The 20,861-nt window shown below is 48.6% G+C and carries 18 protein-coding genes; all 18 read right to left on the minus strand.

What is annotated here, in order from left to right:
* Window positions 1–30 precede the first annotated feature (30 nt).
* The 18 genes from HP568_RS21650 to HP568_RS21735 all read right to left on the minus strand — a co-directional run bounded on the left by HP568_RS21650 (window position 31) and on the right by HP568_RS21735 (window position 20,783).
* Window positions 31–861: an ABC transporter permease gene (locus HP568_RS21650; RefSeq protein ID WP_056494555.1), complete on the minus strand. Its 831-nt coding sequence runs from the start codon at window positions 859–861 to the stop codon at window positions 31–33.
* Window positions 861–1,817, minus strand: a complete 957-nt coding sequence (locus HP568_RS21655; RefSeq protein WP_056494553.1) for an ABC transporter permease — start codon at window positions 1,815–1,817, stop codon at window positions 861–863. The genes HP568_RS21650 and HP568_RS21655 overlap by 1 nt, the downstream gene beginning before the upstream one ends.
* A 41-nt stretch (window positions 1,818–1,858) precedes the next feature.
* Window positions 1,859–3,421 carry an ABC transporter substrate-binding protein gene (locus HP568_RS21660; RefSeq protein ID WP_173630198.1) on the minus strand — a complete coding sequence of 521 codons (1,563 nt, stop codon included), beginning with the start codon at window positions 3,419–3,421 and terminating at the stop codon, window positions 1,859–1,861.
* A 119-nt stretch (window positions 3,422–3,540) separates the two neighbouring features.
* A complete protein-coding gene (locus HP568_RS21665) occupies window positions 3,541–4,017 on the minus strand; it encodes an Lrp/AsnC family transcriptional regulator (RefSeq protein WP_048030987.1) in 477 nt (158 codons plus the stop codon).
* 243 nt (window positions 4,018–4,260) lie between these two features.
* On the minus strand, window positions 4,261–4,731 hold the full coding sequence (locus HP568_RS21670) for a nucleoside deaminase (RefSeq protein ID WP_173630199.1): 471 nt from the start codon (window positions 4,729–4,731) through the stop codon (window positions 4,261–4,263).
* 70 nt (window positions 4,732–4,801) lie between these two features.
* Window positions 4,802–6,688 (minus strand): ABC transporter permease, encoded by a 1,887-nt coding sequence (locus HP568_RS21675; RefSeq protein ID WP_048030983.1) that lies wholly within the window; start codon window positions 6,686–6,688, stop codon window positions 4,802–4,804.
* Window positions 6,663–7,433 (minus strand): ABC transporter ATP-binding protein, encoded by a 771-nt coding sequence (locus HP568_RS21680; protein WP_007729857.1) that lies wholly within the window; start codon window positions 7,431–7,433, stop codon window positions 6,663–6,665. The genes HP568_RS21675 and HP568_RS21680 overlap by 26 nt, the downstream gene beginning before the upstream one ends.
* A gap of 229 nt (window positions 7,434–7,662) precedes the next feature.
* On the minus strand, window positions 7,663–8,679 hold the full coding sequence (locus HP568_RS21685; RefSeq protein ID WP_048030979.1) for a sensor histidine kinase: 1,017 nt from the start codon (window positions 8,677–8,679) through the stop codon (window positions 7,663–7,665).
* Window positions 8,676–9,374 carry a response regulator transcription factor gene (locus HP568_RS21690; RefSeq protein WP_173630200.1) on the minus strand — a complete coding sequence of 233 codons (699 nt, stop codon included), beginning with the start codon at window positions 9,372–9,374 and terminating at the stop codon, window positions 8,676–8,678. The genes HP568_RS21685 and HP568_RS21690 overlap by 4 nt, the downstream gene beginning before the upstream one ends.
* A gap of 656 nt (window positions 9,375–10,030) precedes the next feature.
* Complete coding sequence (locus tag HP568_RS21695; protein WP_056494538.1) at window positions 10,031–10,546, minus strand: sigma-70 family RNA polymerase sigma factor; 516 nt, start codon at window positions 10,544–10,546, stop codon at window positions 10,031–10,033.
* Window positions 10,547–10,823: 277 nt separating this feature from the next.
* Window positions 10,824–11,396, minus strand: coding sequence for a GNAT family N-acetyltransferase (locus HP568_RS21700; protein WP_048030974.1), 573 nt, complete (start codon window positions 11,394–11,396; stop codon window positions 10,824–10,826).
* A gap of 178 nt (window positions 11,397–11,574) precedes the next feature.
* On the minus strand, window positions 11,575–12,870 hold the full coding sequence (gene purB / locus HP568_RS21705; protein ID WP_048030972.1) for an adenylosuccinate lyase: 1,296 nt from the start codon (window positions 12,868–12,870) through the stop codon (window positions 11,575–11,577).
* Window positions 12,867–14,030, minus strand: coding sequence for a 5-(carboxyamino)imidazole ribonucleotide synthase (purK, locus tag HP568_RS21710; protein ID WP_173630201.1), 1,164 nt, complete (start codon window positions 14,028–14,030; stop codon window positions 12,867–12,869). The genes purB and purK overlap by 4 nt, the downstream gene beginning before the upstream one ends.
* Window positions 14,027–14,515, minus strand: a complete 489-nt coding sequence (gene purE / locus HP568_RS21715) for a 5-(carboxyamino)imidazole ribonucleotide mutase (protein WP_012684280.1) — start codon at window positions 14,513–14,515, stop codon at window positions 14,027–14,029. The genes purK and purE overlap by 4 nt, the downstream gene beginning before the upstream one ends.
* Before the next feature lie 181 nt (window positions 14,516–14,696).
* Window positions 14,697–16,235, minus strand: coding sequence for a M1 family metallopeptidase (locus HP568_RS21720; protein WP_173630202.1), 1,539 nt, complete (start codon window positions 16,233–16,235; stop codon window positions 14,697–14,699).
* Window positions 16,236–16,254: 19 nt separating this feature from the next.
* On the minus strand, window positions 16,255–17,751 hold the full coding sequence (locus tag HP568_RS21725; RefSeq protein ID WP_173630203.1) for a M1 family metallopeptidase: 1,497 nt from the start codon (window positions 17,749–17,751) through the stop codon (window positions 16,255–16,257).
* A 59-nt stretch (window positions 17,752–17,810) separates the two neighbouring features.
* Window positions 17,811–19,112 carry a histidine--tRNA ligase gene (locus tag HP568_RS21730; RefSeq protein ID WP_173630204.1) on the minus strand — a complete coding sequence of 434 codons (1,302 nt, stop codon included), beginning with the start codon at window positions 19,110–19,112 and terminating at the stop codon, window positions 17,811–17,813.
* A 294-nt stretch (window positions 19,113–19,406) separates the two neighbouring features.
* Window positions 19,407–20,783 (minus strand): NCS2 family permease, encoded by a 1,377-nt coding sequence (locus HP568_RS21735; RefSeq protein ID WP_048030963.1) that lies wholly within the window; start codon window positions 20,781–20,783, stop codon window positions 19,407–19,409.
* Between the last annotated feature and the right edge of the window lie 78 nt (window positions 20,784–20,861).

Consider the following 20,861-nt stretch of genomic DNA (forward strand, 5'->3'; position numbering starts at 1 on the left):
CCACTCCTTTTCTCCCGTGTAGGGCATTCATTATTTACGTGCGCGTGGGTCCAGAACTTGCTGTAGACCATCCCCCAACAAGTTGAAGCCCAGCACAACTAAGAAGATAGCAATCCCCGGATAAAACGTCGCATAGGGGGCGACGGACATAAGCGTTTGTGCTTGGTTTAGCATGCTGCCCCAGGAGGGAGTCGGCGGCTGTACACCCAATCCGAGATAGGACAAGGATGCTTCTGCGATAATCCCGGATGCCATTGCCAACGTCGCTTGAATCACAATCGGGTTCATGGCGTTCGGCAAAATGTGGCGGAAAATAATGCGTGCATCCTTTACCCCAACCGAACGTGCTGCTTGAATATACTCCATATTTCGAAGGGAAAGAACCTGACCGCGTGTAATCCGTATAAAAGCAGGGGCAAAACCAATCCCAATCGCCAGCATGGCATTCCCGAAGCCTGAACCGAGCACCGCCGAAATCGCCAGAGCCAGAATCAAAAACGGAAAGGCCTGCATCGCATCGACGCTTCGCATGACGATCCACTCATCCCAAAAGCCGCGGTAGTAACCTGACAAGAGTCCAATCGGCACCCCAATCAGCATCGCAATACCAACAGAGATCAGCGCTGCCTGAATGGAGATGCGCGCCCCGTAAACAACACGGGAGAAAATATCCCGACCGAGATCATCGGTCCCAAACAAATGCTCACCATCTGGCGACATCAAAATTTTGTTATAGTCTTGTGCATTGGGGTCGAAGGGTGCGATCAGCGGCGCGAAAATCGCCACCACGATCAATCCGAGGATAATCACCGCTCCGATGACGCCCAAACCATTCCGGAGAAATTTGCCCACGGTTTTCATCACTCACCTGCTCCTTTCCCAGCCTTGATGCGCGGATCAATGACAGCGTACAAAATGTCGACAATCAGGTTTACCAAGACAACGAGAACCGCAGAAACAAGAATGGCTCCTTGAACCGTTACGTAGTCACGTTTGAAGACAGATTCCACAATCAGACGGCCAAAGCCAGGAATCGAAAAAATCGACTCGGTAATCACCAGACCACCCAACAAGCCTGCGATCATCAAACCCGAGGTCGTTACCACTGGAACCATCGCATTTCTCAGCGCATGCCCCAAAATCGTGCGAGCCTCATTCAATCCCTTCGCTTTCGCTGTCCGAATAAAGTCCATGCTCACGACATCGAGCAAAGAAGAACGCAGCATTCGCATCAATACGGCAGATTCCCGCAAGCCCGTTGCCAAACAGGGCAGAATCATGGCCATCAGGTTTTGTGTAGGATTCTCGGAAAACGGTACATAACCAGATGAAGGCAGCCACTGGTTTTCCACGGCAAAGAAAATAATCATCATCATCGCCAGCCAGAAGCTGGGGATACTCATACCGCCTAGCGCAGTAAAAGTACTTGTATAGTCAATCCAGGTCCCACGTCGCACTGCTGCGAGAATTCCCGCAGGAAACGCAATCAGAATCGCTACCAGGAATGTTCCGATCGTCAATTCCACGGTAGCCGGGAGTCTTTGCATTATTAAGTCTGCGACCGGTACACGGTCTGTAATCGATATTCCCAAATCACCCGTTACCACTTTTCCTAACCAGGAAAAATACTGCACCACAATCGGCTGATCCAATCCCAGCTCAGTTCGCAGTGCCGTATAGGCTTCCGGTGTCGCTTCCTCTCCTAAAATGACCCGGGCAGGATCGCCCGGGATCATATGAATCAAAGAGAATGTCATAATCGACACCAGCAGGAGAATCGGGATTGTCAGCAATAGACGCCTGACTATGAACATCATGACAATTCCTCCTTGCTCTTGCTGTTATAGTGTTGCGTTACCTATTGCTTGTCCAAATTGGCTGTACGGATCAAACCGTCTGGGACATACGTAAAGCCGGTTACTTTCTTGTTCATGCCAATCAGTACATATTGGTGGTACATGTAGGCATAGCCCGCTTCTTCTTGCAGCAATGTGGCAGCTTCGTCATACAGCGCCTTACGTTTTGTTTCGTCCAGCTCACCACGTGCTTTAATGACCAGTTCATCCAGCTTCGGAATGGAAATGCGGCCATCGTTGTTTGATGTATCCGTTACGACGAAGTCATGGAAGTTTTGGTCAGGGTCCTGACGTCCAGACCAACCCAATTGCATCGCTTCAAATTCGCCTTTATCGCCTGTTTCGATCAATTGTCCATATTCCAATTTTTCCAATGTCACGTTGATGTTGTGTTGTTTCAGCATGTTTTGCAATACCGCACCCAGTTGCTCATTCTCCGGAGAAGTAGAGATGTACAGCTTGAAGTTAAATCCGTTTGGTTGACCGCCCTTCGCGAGCAAATCCTTGATTTCCGCTGCATCCGGCGGCTTCGGTGTGTTCAGTGCTTCATTGAAAGCCAGACTGCCTTTTGTAAATGCTGTGCGAGCTGGTGCCGCATAGCCGTTAAACAGTACTTTTACCAGGGCTTCACGGTCAATAGCACGATCCACAGCCTGACGGAGATACTTGTTGTCAAACGGCGGGCGAGAGTTGTTCAAGTAAAGACCTTGGTAACCCATGCCGGATTCCGCAACCAATTGCAGGTTCGCATCGCCCTTGATGGCAGGGATTTCTTTTACAGGGGTATCATCGATGATATCCAGCATGCCGGAGCGCAGGTTTTGTACTTTCGCTGTTCCATTCGTGAATACTTTGTAGTTCACTTCATCGATCTTCACTTGACCATTCCAGTAGTTTTCATTTTTCTTCAGCGTCACGTGGTCGCCTTTTACTTGCTCTACAAATACGTATGGGCCTGTACCAACCGGATGATTGAGGTATTGATCGCCATGTTCCTTCACTGCTTTTGGCGATACCATAATGCCCGAACGGTCAGTCAATACGGACAAGAATGGAGCGAAAGGCTCTTTCATCTGGATTTTTACGGTATGCTTGTCCACTACGGCAACCGAATCTACGAATTTCAATTCGCCTTTCCGGCGAGACTTCTCATCGTTCATGTTGCGCTCGAAGTTGAATTTCACGGCCTCAGCGTCAAACTCGGTGCCATCGTGGAATTTCACGCCTTGCTTTAGCTTCAATGTATAGGTCTTGCCGTCTGGCGTTACTTCATGCGATTCCGCCAGCATTGGCACTATTTTTCCTTCTGAGTCGATATCAAACAGCTTGTCATAGAGGCTCGCGTATACTTGACGGTCGTACAGCGAAGTCGAAGTGTTTGGGTCCATTGATGGCGGGTCTGCCTTTAACCCAATATTCAGTACTTTTTTGCCGGAGGCTGGTGCTGTTGTTGCAGCTTTACCGTTATCTGTAGTCGCACTATTTCCTCCTCCACAGCCTGTTACCAATAAAACTGTCCCCAGAACAGCACTGAGCATCGCTTTGCTCACTTTGGTCGAAAACATAGGATGACCCCTTTTCTCTCATATTTTCTCTAGTCTCTTCTCAGAATCGTTCGTCATTCATTTCATCATCCCAGCGGATTTTCGTCCGATGGCATTCCCCCTTCCAAGGTCACTCGTGCTTAACGGATAAAGTTATACTTGGACTTCAGTATTTTCAGTTCGTTAATGACATTCGTTTTGGAGATACCAGGAATTTTGTGTAGCTTTTTGAGTAAAAATTGCGATAATTCTTCGTTACTTGTTACGAGCACCTGTGTGAAAAGCTGATATTCACCAGAAGTGAGTACGATGAGCCTGATCTCTACGGTTTCCGTTAACGCAGCAACCACATCGTCCAGCTTTTCCGCATCCACAGCCACTTGAATCATCGCCTGTACGTGAAACCCTGCCTTGACTGGATTGACAATACCGACCAGACTCAGGGCGCCTTCGTCCTGCAATTGCTGAACGCGCATGCGAATCGTCTTTTCCGTGACCCCGAGGTCCTTCGCAATCTGTGTAAACGGCAAGCGCGCATTTCCTTGCAAGGCCCGAATGATCCCATAGTCGATGTCATCTAAATCAGGATAAAGTGATCTTCGAAAAGTTTCTTCCATATAAACACACCTTTATTCGTCTTTTTTCAGCATAATCCAACCTTATTACAGCTATATTTTATGAAAATAGGTCGAATTCCATAATGATTGTTGTTACTATAATACGATTTTCGACATAGTGCAATACCTTTATCTGAAAATTTCATTTTGAAAGCATTTTCATTTTATTTTTTTCTTTCCATCTATTCTTGCTATAAATAAAACGAAGAAAAAGAGCCTACTCCACACAGGAGAGGCTCTTTATTAATATTCGATACGGTCCTGAGATAGAGACCATGCTTCAAATGGACTCTGTCTATTTGCAAGATTGATTCTCTGAAAAGGAATGCTGCGCTCCTCATGAGGGAGAACTATCTGCTCATAAATAAACTGATCATCAAAACCGACATGCGCCGCATCTTCTTTCGTGCAAGCGTAATAGACATTGCGCGGTCTGGCCCAATAGATGGCTCCCAGACACATCGGACACGGCTCACAGCTCGTATACAGGTCACAATCGTTTAACTGAAAGGTTTGGAGATGACGACATGCTTCCCGAATTGCTTGAATTTCAGCATGTGCCGTAGGGTCATTACTCGTCGTCACTTCATTGCGCCCTCGCCCGATGATCTGCCCCTCCTTCACGACAATGGCTCCAAACGGTCCGCCTATTTTATCACGTACATTTTCAAACGCAATCTGTACGGCTTGACCCATCCATGCCTCTTGTTCCATCCGCCTGCCCCCTCGCATCCGTCTCCTTTTATCCTATGTCCATGCGCATCTGGACATGATGGAAAAGTCATTAGCGGTTCATTGATTGCTTTAAATGGAACAAGTAACGGTTTCGAATGATCCAGAAATACACACCTTGAACAACAACGAAGCTGCATAGGACAATCGCGGTCGGTTTGACCACAGACGCGACAAGAATTAGCTTCAACAAGCTTTGCAGGGAAACGAACGCCACCATGCTGTGAATAATGGCTACCACAATCGGCACGAAGAACAACAGGGCAACCTGGGTCGTGACGATCCGCGTCAATTCCGCATCCGTGAGTCCAATCTTGGAAAGCGCTCCATAATGCCGCTTGTCGTATTCCAGATCCGTGTACAGACGGAAATAGAGAAAGCTTGCTGCGGCTACAAAGAACAACACGCCCACAAACAATCCGATAAAGAGTCCCATATTCGCCATTTGTTTCATGGTGTGGTAGTAGGGCGCACGAGCTGAAAACGAATAATTTTCTTCGAAATGAGGAATATCTTCCTGAAGCTTGAGACTAAGATCCTGCGTTTCCTTCCATCTTGGCACCTCGTAAACAAAGCGCTTTTCTTCCTTCATTTTCGGAAGCTGGTCATACACCTGATTCGGTACGACAACCAATCGCTCAAATTCAATCCCTCTGATCAATGGAGTCATATTCGTATCCGTTTTGACTGCGAGCTGTGCCTTCCCCACTTGCAGCGTTTTGCTCGCTACCGAATCACCAATCCAATTGAGCAGTACGAAGGCCTCTTTATTCGTCATTTCGAGTACAGTCGAATTGGATGCTACCGCCAGCCGGTTGTAGTCAGACAGCTTGACTACTCCGACCCTTTCCTCCTGAACCATATCTGGCAAAACTCGCATTGCCACTTGATATTTTTCGAAGGAAAAGCCACTTTGCTGCAAGCTCGTTTCGATTAACGCCAGATGCTGCGCTCTCTCCGCATCGCTTTGTTTGGACTGGTATTCAAACGCAAACGGATGTGTTTTCATCACCGTGATCTGAATCGATCCAGCCAAAGCTGCCAGCGTGCCAATCGCACAAAAAGCAACGGTAGAGACGATGCTGACCAAAAAGAACATCCGAGCGTTATCCTTCATCCGATAGGCCAGATCAGAGAGCGTCAGGAGATTCGTACCTTTCCAATAGAAAACGCGACGCTTCTTCAGAAAATCGATGAAGATGACGCTTAACTGAGTAAACAACAGATACGTTCCTACAGTCGTCAGCGCAATGACCGGAAGCATCAGCACGAGCACATTCACGCCATCAGCCGTGAGGGCTAAGGCATAGCTCATTCCCAACAAAGCTACTGCGACCAGAGACAGCACTAACGATGCCCTCGGCTCACGCTTAGGCCGACCACTTCCTTGCAACAGATCCAACAGACTACGGCTTCGCAGCACGAGGACGGTAAACAGTGAAATGGCTGCATACAAGATGAGAAACGCCACCACTGTCAAACCGATCGCTTTCCACGGGAAGTAAAACCCGAGTGCTTTTACATCCAGCAAAAATCCCGCGAATTGGAAAAACAGCTTGGCGAGAACCAACCCAAGCCCAATCCCGATGGCAATCGAGACAATCCCAATCAGCATGTTTTCCATAAATATCAGCGTATTCCGCTGTAACGGTGTCATGCCCTGGATAAAAAGGATGCCGAACTCCTTCTCCCGCTTTTTCAGGAAAGCGCCAACACAGTAAAAGAGAAAAAAGAAGGAGAACAGAAAAATGACGTACTCAGCCGCCATCATCCCAGTGGCTACGGATTCATGGATCTCCTGTCCGATAATTTCCGGATGAAAAATGAACATCGCATAAACGAAAAAGATTAAGACAGAAAAAACGCTACTCATGAAAAACGCAGCGTACATCCGTTTATTTCGTACAACGTTATTACACGCGAATTGTCGAAAGGTCATAGGTGTTCCCTCCCAAAAACGACAATGAGTCAATAATTTTCTGGAAGAATACCTGTCGACTTTCACCACGATACATCTCGTTATGGAGCTGTCCGTCTTTAATAAAAATCACCCGATGGCAATAGCTGGCCGCCAAAGCATCATGCGTCACCATCATCATGGTGGTATTGTCCCTCTTATTGATCGCTTCCAGTGTCTCCATCACATTGCGTGAAGACTTGGAATCAAGATTTCCTGTCGGCTCGTCAGCGAGCAAAAGCGATGGGGAATGAATGATCGCCCTGGCAATTGCCGTCCGTTGGCGTTGTCCCCCAGACACCTCGAAGGTCCGCTTTTCCAAAATGTCCTGAATCCCTAGCTTCTCTGCAACACTTTGCAGCTTTTCTTCCATGACCGATACTTTCTCATTGTCCAAAGTAAGTGGCAACACGATGTTTTCCCCAATCGTCAACGTGTCCAAGAGATTGAAATCTTGAAACACAAAGCCGAGCTCACGGCGACGAAACAGAGCCAGTTTATCTTTTTTTAAATGATGCGGATTCGTACCGTTCAAAAGAACCGCACCAGAGGTTGGTGTATCAATGGTGGAGATCATGTTTAATAGCGTAGTCTTGCCACTGCCTGAGGGGCCCATAATACCGACGAATTCGCCCTTGCGAATCGAAAAATCGATATCGGTCAGCGCGCGGTAGGTTACCTTGCCCCCGTATATTTTACTTAAGCTATTTACAGCAAGCATTTCCATGCGCCATTCCCCTTTCTTGCACTTTCAAATTCGTCTTTTCAGCACCGAGAAAGAGGAGAGAACCTGCAAAAGGAGGAGCAGAGTGTAGGAATCTACATGAGCACCGGACTTTAAAGGTGAACACCTCTTTCGATGTCGTATCAGCTTTCCTAATTACTTCGTGATCAAAAGACGACTTTTTGAACTACCTCTTCAACTATACGAAAGTGCGCATAGTGCAACTATCGAATTAACTTTCAGCTATCTTACTTTCTTGTAAGGTTGGGACGACGGCAGACAAGACAATACGTACGGTTGTCCCCTCGCCCACTTCTGATTCCATTTCCACCCCATGATGGAGCCGCCCGCAAATTTCTTTCACCAAGTACAGCCCCATCCCGGTGGATTCAGGGTATTTGCGCCCGTTTTCTCCTGTAAAATACGGCTTGAACACGCGACGAATATCTTCGCTAGGGATCCCGATTCCATAATCCTGCACTTCCAGTATGGCATGTGCTCCGCGTTCATACGCACGAATGGTGACCTTGTTGCTTTTCCCTGCTGAATAACGAACGGCATTCGTCAACAATTGGTTGAGTACAAAAGCAAGCCACTTATCGTCCGATTCCACTCGCCAACTTTCATCCACTTTTACCTCAGGATACACTTGGTTGCGAATAAACAGCCGCTTGTTTTCAGCCAACACATTCTGCACCAAAGAACGCAGCGTTACGGGCTCAATCAGGAAGTCCTGTTCAAAACGGTCGAGGCGAGCTATGTACAAAACGGTTTCCAGTCCACGCTTGATCCGGTCCACTTCTTCACGGACGCTTTCGGCTGTTGGATCGTCTTCATTTTGCAGCAACAGATGAATAACCGAAATCGGCGTCTTCATCTGATGAACCCACTGCTGAATAAACGTCGTATGGTCCCGTTGCTTGTTTTCGTAGGCATGAAGCTGTTCTTTGTAGAGTCGGTATTGCTCCTGACTGATGTCATCCATCGCGCGGCACAACGGTGAATTCCCGTATGTCTGGGTCAGCTCCTCTAATGACTCTACCGGCTTGCTCAGTCGCTGATAGATTGCGCGGTGAGACAAATAACGGATGGCGAGAAAAGCCCCCGCGAAAAAAACAGATAAAAACATGACGTAGATCATCAATGATTCATTCCAGTACCCATCCATCGCAAAAATCATAATCAATAAGATCAATTGGACGAGAAAAAACGCTGCGAATGGCCATTGATCTCGAAGGAACAGCTTCATTGCCCTTCCTCCCAAGTCGCACGTAGGCGATATCCAGAACCGCGAACTGTCTCGACAGCTCCCTCTAAGCCCAAGTCCTTTAGCTTGCCGCGCACGCGTGTGATGTAGACATTCAGCGTGTTTTCATCGACAAACTGTTCATCCCACAGCTTTTCTAGCAATCGCTCACGGCTGACGACACGTGGATGTTGATTCATCAAGGCTTCGAGCAGTAACGCTTCCTTTTTGCTCAGCTCGATTTTGGTATCGTACATGGACAGCTCCATTCGCTCCAAAAACAGCTTGAGCCCCGCTACCTCAACTGTACGCTCCCCTTCTTGCGGAGCATATTGTCCGTAAGCACGGCGTAGCTGACTGCGGATTTTGGCCAAGACCACATCGTAGTCAAACGGCTTTGTGATATAGTCATCAGCCCCATTTTCCAAGGCCATCACCTGGTCCATTTTACTTTCTCGTGCTGAGATGAACAGGATCGGGCAGTTGGACTCTTGGCGCATTTGCCGGCACCAATAAAATCCATCAAATTTCGGTAGATTCACATCCAACAGAACCAGATCAGGACGACCTTGGGTAAATACCTCCATGACTCTATCGAAATGTTCAACATTGACTGTTTGAAATCCGTATTTTTCCAGTTGTTCTTGCAGCAGCCGGTTGATTTTCGGGTCGTCTTCTACAATCATAATTGTGGACATCACTCATACTCCTCTCGTCTTGAGTCTCCTCCATTTTATTCTTTACTATACCATTAGAAAACTAGACTACGCCAAGCCTTTAGCGTTTCTCGCACTTAGATGTCTACTCAAAAAACGGCTAGTACGTTGCTGTAGTGGAGGGGAGGAAACAGGAGAAAACGCTCAGATTCTAGGGACACCCCCTGGGGGACCCTCTGCCCGACTCCATGCAAAAAGCGAAACCGCGTCCAAAGTTGTCCTCTCAGGATGTGTGTCAGAGGTGGACGCTTAAAGGCGTGTTTCGCTTTTTGCATTGCGTCTCGGTCGGTGTCCCTAAGATCTTCGCTTATTTCTCCTGTTTCCTCTACGAGCTTTCCGTGTGATCCGATTTAAATGCCTTAATAGATTGAAGAATGCCATCAGTAACGCCAGAGAAGAATATTTCCAGGCGTAGTGACTTGTGGAGTCCTACTGAGCGGAGATGGGATTCGCGGGCAAAAGAAACGCAACCGTGCCCGTGCTACGAAGCGGCTACCACTTTTGTGTTTCCCCGCGAATTCCTTCGAAGCGGACAGTCTCATCCCCCAGCAGGACGGAGCCCGGAGCCTAGCATGGAAATATTCTTCTCTCCACTACAGCTCCTCAATAGAAAAAAGGGCAGGACTGATGTCCCCCCTTTATGCTTGATTCTCCATCAATTGCTGTAGCTTCTTAATCCCACGGAAGTGCAGGATTTTCACCGAAGCCTCTGTCTTACCCAAAATTTCCGCGATCTCATTCATTCGCAAATCTCCGAGATAGCGCAGGGCAATCACATTGCGCTGATCCTTTGTCAGCGTGTGCACCTTATCCCACAAGCCCTCGGTTGTCTCCTGATTCAGAAGGCACTCCTCCGGCAGCTTATCTGTTGCGACCATATTGCTAAATGTGTCCTGATCTACCGGACTCTCCCGCTTCTTGCGCATATAGTCAATCAAAGCATTGTGCGCAATTCGGAAAATCCAGGCGCCAAAAGGATGGCGGCCATCGTACTGCTCAAGCTTGGAGTACACCTTGATAAACACAGTCGTTGTCAGGTCTTCCACATCCCAGACGTTTTTTACCCGGTAGCGGAAATAGCGATATATTTTAGCAGAGTAATCTTCGTAAATTTGTTGGTGACTTAATTTTGGATACATGATTGCTGTTGTCATAATCGATCTCCCGTTTCGTGATCCGTATGAATTGATTTCATTGTACGGTCGAAACGAAGCAGGAACCATCGAGTTATATTTCAGGAAGCTTACACTTTTGTAAGGTACTTATGGGCTCGTTGTAAGCTCGCACAAGTAGGTACGGAAGAGGTTTCATTTCGGTTACAACTTTCAAAAGAAATCTTAAAAAATTTCTTAAGGAATTTTTTAAGTTGTCTTCAAAACCGTTTTTGGTGGGGGGATTAGACTGATACTTTCACATCCGTTAACTCAGTTATCAATGATATTCATAACCTTTTGCTAATGAAAAGATATGGGTATCAGTCAGTTCTCCTGAGTCATGTCGGTTCACATTGCGTAAAGTACCCTCCAACGTAAAACCTGCCTTCTTAGCTACAGCTATACTTGCGTTATTCCGAGTATCACAGCGAATTTCAAGGCGGTTAGCTTCCAACTCTGAAATGGTAAAGGCAACGACACCTTTTACTGCCTCTGTCATTAGACCCTCACCAGTACGCGATGTGCGTAGCCAATATCCAATTTCAAATTTGCGTACATACCAATCAAAGCGATGGAGCCCACTACTGCCCACAAACTGCCCTGTATTCTTTTCGAATATATGTAGCACTAAGTCTGTGCGCTCTAGAAAATTGAGCCTGGCCTTACGCACGTAGGCTTCCGAATCGTCAATAGATGGGAGGTTTTTTACAAACGGAAGCCAGGGGCGCATCTCATTTACACTCTCACGTATGGCTTCATTTACAAATTGACCATCCCCCCATTGCGGTGCTCTAATCAATAATCGCTGAGTTTCAAAGTGTTCCGGAAAAGAGAGCAGTAGTGGATTCATATTAGTCCTCCTTCTATCAGTATGAGTTTCCAATAATAGTAGCCGCTTGACCACTCATTGACAATTGAAGGTAGTCTTGAATTCACTGTCAAGCTTTTTACAAAAAGCTGCGCTTCTCCCCCACCGAGGCTACTATATAAAAAGAAACGCCCCCGAAATAATTCGAGGGCGCTTGCATTTAAATCAATCCGAGACGTTGGAAAATCGTATCCACATGCTTCAGGTGGTAACGGTAATCAAAGCACTCATCCAGCTCTTCCTTGGACAGTGTAGAGCTGACCGTTGCATCCTCCTCGACGATCGCACGGAAGGAACGTTGCTCTTCCCAAGCCTGCATCGCACGAGGCTGTACTGTATCATAGGCTTGCTCGCGGCTCATGCCTTTTTCGATCAGCTTGAGCATCACTTGCTGCGAGTAGATCAATCCAAAGGTACGGTCCATATTGCGCTTCATGTTCTCAGGGAATACCGTCAAGTTTTTCACGATGTTCATGAAACGGCGCAGCATATAGTTCAACGCTTGCGTCGCATCTGGCAAAATCACGCGTTCCGCAGAGGAGTGCGAAATATCCCGCTCATGCCAGAGGGAAACATTTTCATAAGACGTAAGCATGTGACCGCGGATAACACGAGCCAGACCGCAAATGTTTTCGCTGCCGATTGGGTTGCGCTTGTGCGGCATTGCAGAAGAACCTTTTTGTCCTTTGGCAAAGGCTTCTTCCACCTCGCGCATTTCACTCTTTTGCAGACCACGAATTTCTGTCGCAAATTTCTCCAAAGATGTTGCGATCAATGCCAATGTTGCCATGTACTCGGCGTGGCGATCACGCTGTAAGGTTTGGGTCGAGATAGGCGCTGCCGACAGTCCCAGCTTCTCGCACACGTATGCTTCCACGAACGGATCGATGTTTGCGTATGTTCCTACTGCGCCAGAGATTTTACCGTACGCCACTTCTTTTTTCGCAGCCTGAAAACGCGCCAGGTTGCGCTTCATTTCTTCATGCCACAGGGCCAGCTTCAAGCCAAAAGTCGTAGGCTCCGCATGCACACCATGCGTTCTGCCCATGCAAACCGTATCCTTGTGCTCACGAGCTTTGTCTGCCAAAATCTCGATGAAGTCTTCGATATCCTTCTCCAAAATCTCGTTCGCCTGACGCAGCAGGTAAGACAGCGCAGTATCCACCACATCTGTAGAAGTTAGTCCGTAATGCACCCACTTCTTTTCTTCGCCCAAGGTTTCCGATACCGCACGGGTAAACGCCACCACATCATGGCGTGTCTCTTCTTCGATCTCATAGATTCTGTTCATGTCAAAAGTAGCTTTTTCCCATAGCTTTTTCACGTCTTCCTCAGGAATGACGCCCAGCTTGGACCATGCTTCACACGCGAGAATTTCTACTTCCAGCCACGCTTTGAATTTGTTTTCTTCCGTCCAAATGGCGCGCATTTCCGGTCGGGAGTAACGTTCGATCATGATAATACCTCCGATGTATTCGTCCAGATTTTCAGCTCATCAATCAGGGTGAGCGCTTCTTCTACAGTAGGGGCGAGCACATTGATATGCCCCATTTTTCGCTTGGCCTTGCTCTCTGCTTTTCCGTACAAATGGAGCTTGGCAGTGTGCGGCAGCTTGTCGATCTGATCGATCACAGGCTGTAGATGCTCTCCCAAAATATTAACCATCACAACGCTCGAGAGCAACTCTGTAGATCCCAAAGGCAGATTACAAACCGCCCGAACATGCTGCTCAAACTGCGAGGTGACACAAGCATCCATGGTAAAATGCCCAGAGTTATGCGGTCGAGGTGCCAATTCATTCACATACAACTGACCATCTTCGGTCAAAAACAGCTCAACGGCAATGAGTCCGATCACATCCAGCTTTTCTACAATCGTGCGAGCAATTTCTTCCGCACGGGCTGCTACTTCAGCCGAAATACGAGCGGGTACGATGCTCAGGTGCAGGATGTTTTCCTGATGAATATTTTCTGACACAGGAAAAACAGCCAGTTCTCCCGCAGGATTGCGTGCAGCAATAACAGACAGCTCCATTTGGAATGGTACAAATTGTTCCACGATCAGCTCTGTACCTGCTTTGGACAACGTTTCATACGCCTCCGCCAGCTCAGCCTCGCTTCTCAATACCCATTGTCCTTTACCGTCATACCCGCCAGTTGCCGTCTTCATAACAGCAGGCAGTCCCAGTTCACGCACGGCGTCCTGCAAATCCTCCAGGCTATTCACGACACAAAACGGAGCAACAGGGATGCCGATCTCGCGAATGGCGGTCTTTTCCCGAATCCGGTTTTGGGTGATACGCAAAAGGCGGCTTCCCTGCGGTACGTAAGCGCGGCTCTCTAACACTTCAGCGACCTGCGCATCCACATTTTCAAATTCATAAGAGATGACATCACTGACCGAGGCAAGCTGCATCGCTGCTTCTACATCATCGTAGCTGGCAACAATTTGCCGATCTGCCGTTTGGCCGCATGGTGCGTCTGCTGTCGGGTCCATTGTGACAAAACGGTAGCCCATAGCTCGTCCCGCAAGAGCAATCATCCGTCCAAGCTGTCCTCCACCGAGTATTCCTAGGGTCGATCCTGGTTTGATTTGCTTACGGTCTTTGGTTGTCATTCGAGTTCACTAGCCTCCAGCACCTTATTGCGTACATCATCACGTCTTTGCACGAACCGCTCTTGTACGTCTGGATATTTGATCCCCAAAATTTGCGCAGCCAATAGCCCTGCATTGATGGCTCCAGCTTTTCCGATCGCAACTGTCGCTACAGGCACGCCACCTGGCATTTGCACAATCGACAAAAGCGAGTCGAGACCATTCAAGTTGGATGATTTCACCGGGACACCAATAACAGGCAACTCTGTCTTGGCCGCTACCATTCCTGGCAAATGAGCTGCCCCGCCAGCACCCGCAATAATGACTTCCAAACCGCGGCTTTTCGCGGTCTCGGCATACGTAAACATCAAGTCTGGCGTTCTGTGTGCAGACACGACCTTCTTTTCGTACGGTACCTGCAATTCGTCCAAGATTGCGCAAGCTTCCTTCATTGTTTCCCAGTCTGACGTACTACCCATAATGACTCCTACCAAAGGCTGTAGCATGAACCATTCGCCCCCTACGTTTTGTAACATCAGAAGAAAACCCAACCGACTAACGGCTTTTCGCGCCGCTCTCATCGCCTGGGCTATTCGAACTCGTTTTCACTCAACGTATTCAGTGTAGCAGGGAGAAAGTTTGCCTGTCAACCTCGTTTCCGAACATTTAAAAATGAAAGATCAAAAATTATTCGTGTTTGCCTTTTTCTACCCAATTGTTTGCCGCTTTGGCTTTCTCTAGCTCAACCCGAAGCCAATAATCCAAATAGGGACTGGCATCCGCCCCCGCAGTTGCAGTCAATAGCGCTGTAATTTGCTCCCCATTCGCCTGCTTGTATTGATGATCCCGTACATATTGACGCAACACCTGATGCAGTCGTTCGACCCCCCATTCTTCTTTCAAGTTCCACCACATGGCACCCGCTCGCCCGTAGACGAGGTCATTATAGCTCCTCCAGTCTGGAAAAGCCTCCACGGACGACTTCGCTGTGACTCCTTGATTCGCATATCCTTCCGCTGCACGTGCTTGGCCTAGGCGCATCTGAATATACGCTTGTGAACGTGCGGGGGACTTTTGCTGTAAAAATACCATCGTCGCATAATCCGTCAGCCCCTCATCCAGCCAAGCCTCTCGCACCTCGTCGTTTCCGACCAACCCGTAAAACCACTGATGTGCCGTTTCGTGCGCTACGACCGCTTCCCCCATGCCATCGCTCCGCTCAAAATACTCCTGGGCAATAAAAACGAGGCTCGGGTACTCCATCCCGCCAAAGAAGCCGCCTGTTTTGACAACATCATATTCCTTATACGGATACACCCCGAACTGTTTTCCGTAATAATCGAGTGACTCCCTGGCAGTCTCATGTATTCGTTCTACGTTTTGCGGGTCATCACTTTTCTGCACCCACGTACGTACGATGGTTTCTCCGACCTTGCCAGATATGGGCTGGTACGTTTCGTCCATAACGACAAGGGCAAAATCCCGAACGTTCCAGGCGTCCACCTCATAGATTTTTAGCCGTTGGGGTCTCGTCTCGGTGATGACAGCCACGCTCTCCAATCCACTCGTAGCAAGCTGGTACCCCTCTGATAATTGCACACGCAAATGATAATTCGCCACATCCGAGTAAAAAGGATCGCCAATCGCAGAATAAGGATCGAGCCGCCAGCCTCCTGCATCCTTTACCGCCAGGATTGGGAGCCAGTTGCCCAGCCACATCGCATGATCATGGTAAGACATTCGCCCGTTGTTATAAGGAACCTCGAGCTGAAAATTCATCTCCACTACCGTCTCAGCAGACGTTGTTCTTGCAGGAAGGGGCACTTGTAAAAGCGTTTTGGTCTTTCCTGCATACTGTACGCCGACACTTTTTCCGTTTACCCGTACTTCGCTTATCTTGATACCACCGGGCTCACGCTGTTTGCCCAGCACAACCTCCCAGTTCTCTCCACTGAGAGCAGCATTCGCAGAAAAAGCATTGGGATATAAATGAAAAAAAGCTTGGTCATCTTGTGGGACAAAGCGAGCCGTCAGCATGCCTTTCACCACGTGCTTGTTCATATCGATTTGTACGTCGGCCTTGTAAGTGACTGCAGCCTGCCTTTGACCAATCGGCACAATCTCCTGAGCATCTAAGCCTGCCTGCCCTGTCCAAGGACGGATGGTCAAGAATACAGTCAAAACGACTCCTACTGCCACGATGACCACCCAATGCTTCCGCCACATCGTAATCCCCTGCCTTCGATTACTTCTTCTGATGCTTGAGACGTTGGCGCTCCAGCCAAGCTGCTGCCTGTTCCTGCTGGGACATGTCTACTTTCAACCAATAATCCAAGAAAGCACTCGCATCTTCTCCTGCCATCTCAGATAGAAAGGCTTCCCAATCCTTTCCGGTCACAACCTGATAACGGTACTTCTCAACAAACTGCTTCAAAACGTCATGTACCCTTTCTTCCCCCCACGCTCCCTGCAATAGCCACAGCATCGAGGACGGTCGGGAATAGACGAGATCGCTATAACTCTGATTATCTGGGAATGCTGACAGCGCTTGCCAAGGACGCAGTTCCTCTGCCACGTAATACTGAACAGAGGTGCCCTGCTCCAGCCGTCTGCGCACCCGTTCTGCTCCCAACAGCGGGTCTTGCCGAGATAAGTACGAGAGCGTCACGTACTCCGTGAATCCCTCATCCAGCCACGCTTCCTTTACCTGATTATTTCCGAGCAAGCCGTAAAACCACTGATGTGCCGTCTCATGGACAACCGTGACGATACCTGTTTCTTCCCCGGAAAAGAAATGACGCCCATCGAGAAAGACCAATGCTGGGTACTCCATTCCATTAATCGCGCCACCAGTCCTTACCACATCGTATTCGGGATATGGATAGGCACCCAATTGATCATGAAAATAGGCGAGAGACTTCACTGCTGCTTCATGAATCTGCTCAGCACTTGCCGGATCATCTGTTTTCCGCCACCATGTTCGGACGGCTGTTTCTCCCACTTTCGTTTCCCTTCGCTGATAGGAGGCATCCATAACGACCAGGGCAAAATCCCTCACGTTTTCTGCACCGAGCTGTATTGTCTTTTCTCCCTCACGAGCAGATACCTGCTTCGCAGCCCTGTCTGGCGCCGTGCTCGCCAATTGATAGTCTTTTGGCAGCGTCACGCTCACTTCATAATCTGCGCTCTCACTGTAAAATGGATCACCGACAGGCTCGTACGAATCGAGATGCCATCCTTCTTTGTCGTACACCGCAAGAACCGGAAGCCAGTTCCCCAGCCAGATCGATTGGTCATCGTACGACATCCTGCCGTCGTTTCGCGGAAGAGTCATCTCGAACTCCAACACAATCTTTCGTGGGCCCGTCTGTCCTTCTAGAGGCACTTCGAGGATGTTCAGGTCGTTCGTCTTTTTACCGACAACCGCTACTCCATCGACCAGGAGCTTTTTATTAGTGTATGAGCCAGGCATTGGGGCATTGCCTAAAAGTTCCTCCCATAGCATGCCTTGATGCTCTTCTGTAAATACGTTCGGGTAAAGATGGAGATAGGCACGAGTAGGGTCTTTTGGCCAAAAGGTAATCGTTACGGTTCCTGCTACTTCTTTCTTGATAGGATCAATTCGCATATCAGCCTGATAGAGTGGTTTACGCATAAGCGCAGTACCCTCCTCAGCATTTACAGGCAACATCCACGTCAAAAACAATAAGCTACAACCGGCCATTGAGACCCATTTCTTCACGCCATCTCCCCCTTTTCTCTACTGTACAAAAAATGGAAGAAAAAGACTATCTTTCCGCTTTACCCTGATAGCTTGTCGGACAGCCACTTTTCAACCAACTCCAAAGGAACCGGCTGTTCCGTTCCCTCTCGCATATCTCGGACGACGACCTGCCCACTGTTCACTTCGTTTTCCCCATAGATCAAGGCAAAAGCAAAGCCTTCTTTGTTTGCATAATCGAGTGCTTTTTTCAGCCGTCTACCAGTCAGCTCCAGCTCGACTCTGATGCCGCTCTCGCGCAATCGATTGGCCAAGCCGAGACTGGATGCTTCTGTCCCGAGGGGAATGACGAATACATCGGCAGCTCTCTGCTCCTCCGTATTGCGATTTGCCAACGCTGCAAGAATGACATCCAAGCCAAACGAAATCCCTACAGCGGGATACTCTCTTCCATCATCCAAAAGCCGACCGATAATCTGATCGTAACGTCCCCCACTGCCGATACTGGACGTAATACTTCCATCCTGCAAAAAGATCTCATACACAATCCCTGTGTAGATCCCTAAGCCTCTTGCTAAAAATGGCGAGAAACGAAGCTCCCCACCCACACCCGCTCCTTTTATATAGGCAAGCATATCGCGCAGCTCCCGAATCCCTTCCTGAACAAGCGGGGCTGAAAAACGCTCTGCCAACAGATCCAGGGTAATCACACCTTCGTGCAGGAAAGATGTAATCGCCAAAACGAGTGACTCCTCGACGTTTCGCTCCCGCAAATCATCACGCACTCCGTCCACGCCGATTTTCTCGAGCTTATCCAGCGACAGCATGACATCCCCGGCCCGCTCTACGGTGACTCCCAGCTCCTGAAGTACCCCAGATAACAGCTTGCGGTTGTTGACCTCAATGTACACGTCGAGCCCCAGCCGCTTGAATGCCTCAAATGCCATACTGAGCAATTCTGCTTCAGCCAGCACCGATGTCGTTCCCACGATATCGACATCGCATTGAATGAATTCGCGCAAGCGCCCGGTTTTTACTGGACCGTCCCGAAATACTTTTCCGATCTCATACCGCTTGAACGGCATCCGCATCTCAGGATTCATGCCCACCACCTTCGTCAGCGGTACGGTCAAATCATAGCGTAGCCCAAGCTCTCTATCTCCTTGATCGCTCAAGCGATACACTTCCTTCAAGATTTCATCCCCGCCACCGTACTTGGATGCTAGCAATTCGTAGTGCTGTAGCATAGGCGTCTCCAACGGTTTGCAGCCGTATGTCTCGAATACTGCTTCGAGCGTCCGTCGAATCCAGTTTCGTTGCATTTGCTCCTGCGGCATGAAATCTTTGGTGCCTTTTACCGTTTTTAATACTTCGTTTTCCATGAATAACACCCTTTCTTTTTTCAGATAGAGAAAACCAAAAAAGCCATGCAAGGCAACTTCCTGCCCGCATGGCTTCCTAAATACACCACCGCAGGCACGAAGCACAAGAAGCGCTTGCACCTGCGGAAAAATTTCCGAAGATACAAACGCTCTACGTGTGGTGATGCTGTTGAAGGAACATGTTGAGACCTGTCATGGGAATCGGTCCATCCTTCCGTGAAAAAAGATTTTTCCTATCATAGCGCAAAAAAAGCTCCCCGTCCAGCGGACGAAGAGCTTGATTCCCAAAAAATCCTATTCGCGCAACCAGATGAAGTACGCCAGGAAGACGAAGAACAGCACATACATCGCCGGATGTACTTCGCGAGCCTTGCCTTTCATTACCTTCATCACCGGATAAACGATGAAGCCTGTCGCGATCCCTGTTGCAATACTGTAAGTCAATGGCATCAACAAAATCGTCAGGAATGCAGGGAACGCTTCATCCAGGTCATCCCAAGCCACTTTTGCAATGTGAGAAGCCATCAGAACACCGACGATAATGAGCGCTGGTGCTGTAACCGCTGGTGTCACAATTGCGAGAATCGGCGAGAAGAACAACGCCAGAAGGAACATGATCCCTGTCACAACTGCCGTAAATCCGGAGCGTCCGCCTGCCGCTACCCCTGCTGTCGATTCAACATAAGCCGTAGTGGTAGAAGTTCCGAGTACCGCACCTGCCATACCTGCAATCGCATCGGAAGCGAGTGCTTTTCCTGGACGTGGCAAATTGCCGTCTTCGCGAAGCAATCCCGCTTGGTTGGCTACACCCAAGAGCGTACCCGTCGCATCGAAAAAGTCTACAAACAAAAACGTCAAAACAACAATCAGCATATTCACGGTGAACAATGCAGATGGATCACCGAGATATTGGAACGCAGCACCGAATGTAGGAGCAAGGCTCGGTGGTGCAGAAACGACTTGCTCAGGCAGATTCACCAGTCCGAAAAACATCCCGGTAATCGCCGTAATCAACATTCCGATAAAGATACCTGCATTGACTTTGCGAGAAAGCAGAATGACCGTCACGATCAGACCAAACACAGCAAGCAATGCATTTTTCGCTGCCAAAATTGCTTCCGGCTTCATGCCCTCGTGATAGAAGGTCAGATGCCCCAGTGCTACGAAGGTCGCATCATTTGCGACGATAATACCCGCGTTTTTCAAACCGATAAACGCGATAAAAAGACCAATCCCTGCCGAAACTGCGTATTTCAAGCTTTGTGGAATCGCTTTGATGATCGCTTCACGAACCCCTGTCAGAGACAGGATCAAAAAGATCGTACAAGAGAGGAATACGCCAGCCAAAGCCTGTTGCCAAGGAATTTGCATCGTCAGAACGACGGTATAAGTGAAAAATGCGTTCAATCCCATCCCCGGAGCTTGACCGATCGGCAAACGTCCGAGAATACCCATTAACAGTGTACCGAGAGCAGCAGCCAACGCCGTTGCGGTAAAGACAGCCCCAAATTCAGGATAGTTTGCTTTCAAATCTGGCGGCAGATCAGCCCCACTGAGAATGAATGGATTGACAGCCAAGATATATGCCATTGCCAAAAAAGTAGTGATACCCGCGATGATTTCGCGACGGTAATTGGTGCCTAGCTTGTCAAACTCGAAATACTTCCGCACCTATAAGTCCCCCCATACTAATCTTGTTGAAAAAACAGTCTATCTGTTTTTTGCCGACCGTAAACGAAAAACGTCGAG

The sequence above is a fragment of the Brevibacillus sp. MS2.2 genome (assembly GCF_013284345.1).
Taxonomy (GTDB): domain Bacteria; phylum Bacillota; class Bacilli; order Brevibacillales; family Brevibacillaceae; genus Brevibacillus; species Brevibacillus brevis_C.